At 67.7% G+C, this 2,610-nt stretch carries 1 protein-coding gene and 1 pseudogene; one reads left to right on the top strand and one right to left on the bottom strand.

Features of this window, described 5'->3' with window-relative positions; genetic code table 11:
- A partial coding sequence (locus D477_RS16905) for a DUF3375 domain-containing protein (RefSeq protein ID WP_005272447.1) occupies positions 1-1,248 on the bottom strand: 1,248 nt, incomplete at its 3' end.
- A gap of 217 nt (positions 1,249-1,465) precedes the next feature.
- Here D477_RS16905 and D477_RS22370 point away from each other — a divergent pair.
- A pseudogene (locus tag D477_RS22370) lies at positions 1,466-2,610 on the top strand (hypothetical protein); the annotation flags it as partial.

Raw genomic sequence — 2,610 nt, 5'->3', positions numbered from 1 at the left:
CGCCGCCGCCGTCGCTGCCGCCACCGCCGCCGCAATGGCGGCGGAATCCGCCTTCGGCGTCGACGGCGTGCGCTGGATGTCCTCTTCACTCAGTGCCGGTGGCTCCTCAAGCCTGGGCGGAGGCACATGGTCGTCCGGATTGAACAGGCCGATCCCGGACAGCGTCTCGAACTCCGGCGCGAAGAGCTGCAGCTGCGCCACCGGGGTCCGGGTCCGCAGCGCCGGGGAATTGGCGACGGCGACTTCAGCCGTGCGGATCGCCCGCCGCAGCAGCATCGACTCGCGGAACTCATCGCTCTGGACATAGGTGTGCAGGCTCTCTGACAACCGGCCGTAGATCGAGTGCACCTCGGAAGCCTGCCGCCGCAGCTCACGGACCAGGTTGGCCAGGGTGTGCCGCTCATCAGTGCTGAGTTCGTCGACGAAATCGCGCTCGAGCACCTCGCGCACCGCCTGGCGGAACCGCGCCTGCTGCTGGGGATCGTTGAGGAATTCGGTGAAGCCGCGGAATGTCCCGCCTTCGGCCGTACTGCGGAGCTGCCTGTCGCCTTCCAGGACCTGTCCGACGGCGACACCTTTGGTCACGCTCGATTCCATAATTTCCTGCCGGATGGTGTGCAGCATCCGCTCCACGCCATCGCGCATCCGCTTGAAATCCGCGGGCAGGCTGGAGGCGAGATCGAGGATGCTCCGCGCCGCCGCCACCGCCGTATCGCGCGGCAGCACCGCCGGTTCCGCACCGGACTCCAGCGCGCGGATCTGTGCCTGCCGTTCGGCGATCTCCGCCTCCAGCTGGCGGATCCGGGCGGTGGCATCCGGATCTGTCTCGTGGGCCAGCGATTCAATGCTGGTCAGCAAGGCGTTGAGGCGCGACGAATTCAGGTTAGTCCGCTCCTGCGTCAGGCTGTCGATGAAATTCAGCACCCGCTGGGTGGACGCGGTGGGCTCATAGACAAACTGCCCGTCGATCATTGGGCGGGCCAGGAACTGGTGGCGGACCCAGGAATCGGCGTAGTTCGAGGCCTGCCACTGCTCGTTCAGGCTCAGATGCTCTTCGCGCAGCTCGGCGATGAATGCCGCCAGGGACGCATGGAACTCTTCCATCCCGATCCGCGGACGGTTGGCCGTGAACTCCGCCCGGAAGAAGGCGACCGTCCAGGGTGCCGCCGACAGCAGCCTCCACGCGGGACCGAGCTTGAACTCCTTCTGGGCATGCCAGTTGGAAACGGCTTGCTGAGTGGAACGCATCAAGAACTTTCTGCCAGCAGCTGGCGGCGGTGGGACTCTGGCTGCGGTGGGACCCGACCATCGATCTTAATCGATCCAGCAACGGTTCTCCTACACAGCGCCACCAGGATCACCTTCCTCCGCCACTCGTTCTCCCGCCCAGCTTTCGTGGGGCAGTTTCATCCACATGTCGAATGTTTCTTCGAATAGTGTCGGTGCCGGCTTGTAGCGTGTGGGTATGGAGGAATTCAGGAACCAGCGGCGACAGGAGCGGCACCTTGGTGCCCCGTCCTCGGCTGCCTTCAGCGGTGTTTCCTCTGTTCTTGAGTACCAGTTGCATAAGGCCTTGCTGGAGCAGTTCCTGGGGCGGGCGTACCCGGACCTGGCCGCAGGCGCCGGCCAGACCCTTCGAGTCATAGAAGACCCACGGGTCGGCACCATCCATCTATCCGCTCCGGAACCAGGCGTCGGTGTCTCCGCCACACCGGCCCCAGGGTGTGACGAGCCGTTGCGTGTCCGGCTTGGCGGGACGTGTGCGGCCGGATCGATTGGCGGCGGGATCACCGTTCCGATCGGGGATCCCGGCGACGGCGACGACGAGCCGGATCCCGGTTCCGCCGACACGCACGCCGGGACTGAACCCCCCGCCGCTAATCCGGCACCGGCCCCTGGTCAGGAGCCTGCCGGTGATCCCGTTTCCGCTGGATGGCCGGATCCTGTTCCTGCGGCCAATCCTGACATGCCTGTCGCTGATGCCGCCGAGGTGGCGGCGCCGGCACCCGGCGCTGCCACGGACCCTGCCACCCGTTCTGGGCCCGCAGAGCCGGTCGAGCCGGCCGAGCTTGACACCGTCGCCGAGCCTGAAGACCCGGTAGAGCCTGTTGAGGAGGGCGCCGGGCCGGTTGATGGGAGGAAGGGTCCGTCCCGGCGGCGTGTGGTGGATGAGTTGCCGGATTGGGCGTTGTCGCCGGCGCAGCGGGCGAAGCGGGAGAAGGCCCGGGAGGCGGCGCGGGCCGCGGCGCAGCCGCGGGTGCCGGTGCTGGTGGAGCATGGGCCGGTGGAGTGGCATGAGGCGTGGCGGGAGATTGAGCCGACGGACCTGATGGTCATCCTGGCCCGGGTGGACCTGGCCCGGCTGGATGCCGCCGCGGTGCTCGATTATGTTGCCGCGTCGGAGAAGGTCACCGCGTATTGGCAGGCGCAGCGGATCCAGGGTTTGGGCGAGTACGCGGCCCGGCGCACCGAGCCGGGGTCGCCGGAGATGGGCCCGGACGGGTATGCCCGGGACGCGGTGCGCGAGGTCGCCTGGCACCTGCACCAGTCCCGCCAGACCGTGGCCGCGCAGCTGGCCGAGGCGAACCATCTGTGCCGGTACTTCCCGAA

It is taken from the genome of Arthrobacter crystallopoietes BAB-32, assembly GCF_000328305.2.
GTDB classification, from domain to species: Bacteria; Actinomycetota; Actinomycetes; order Actinomycetales; family Micrococcaceae; genus Crystallibacter; species Crystallibacter crystallopoietes_A.
Note: the sequence above shows the minus strand (reverse complement) of the source record. Positions and strands in the feature narration are given on the sequence as shown.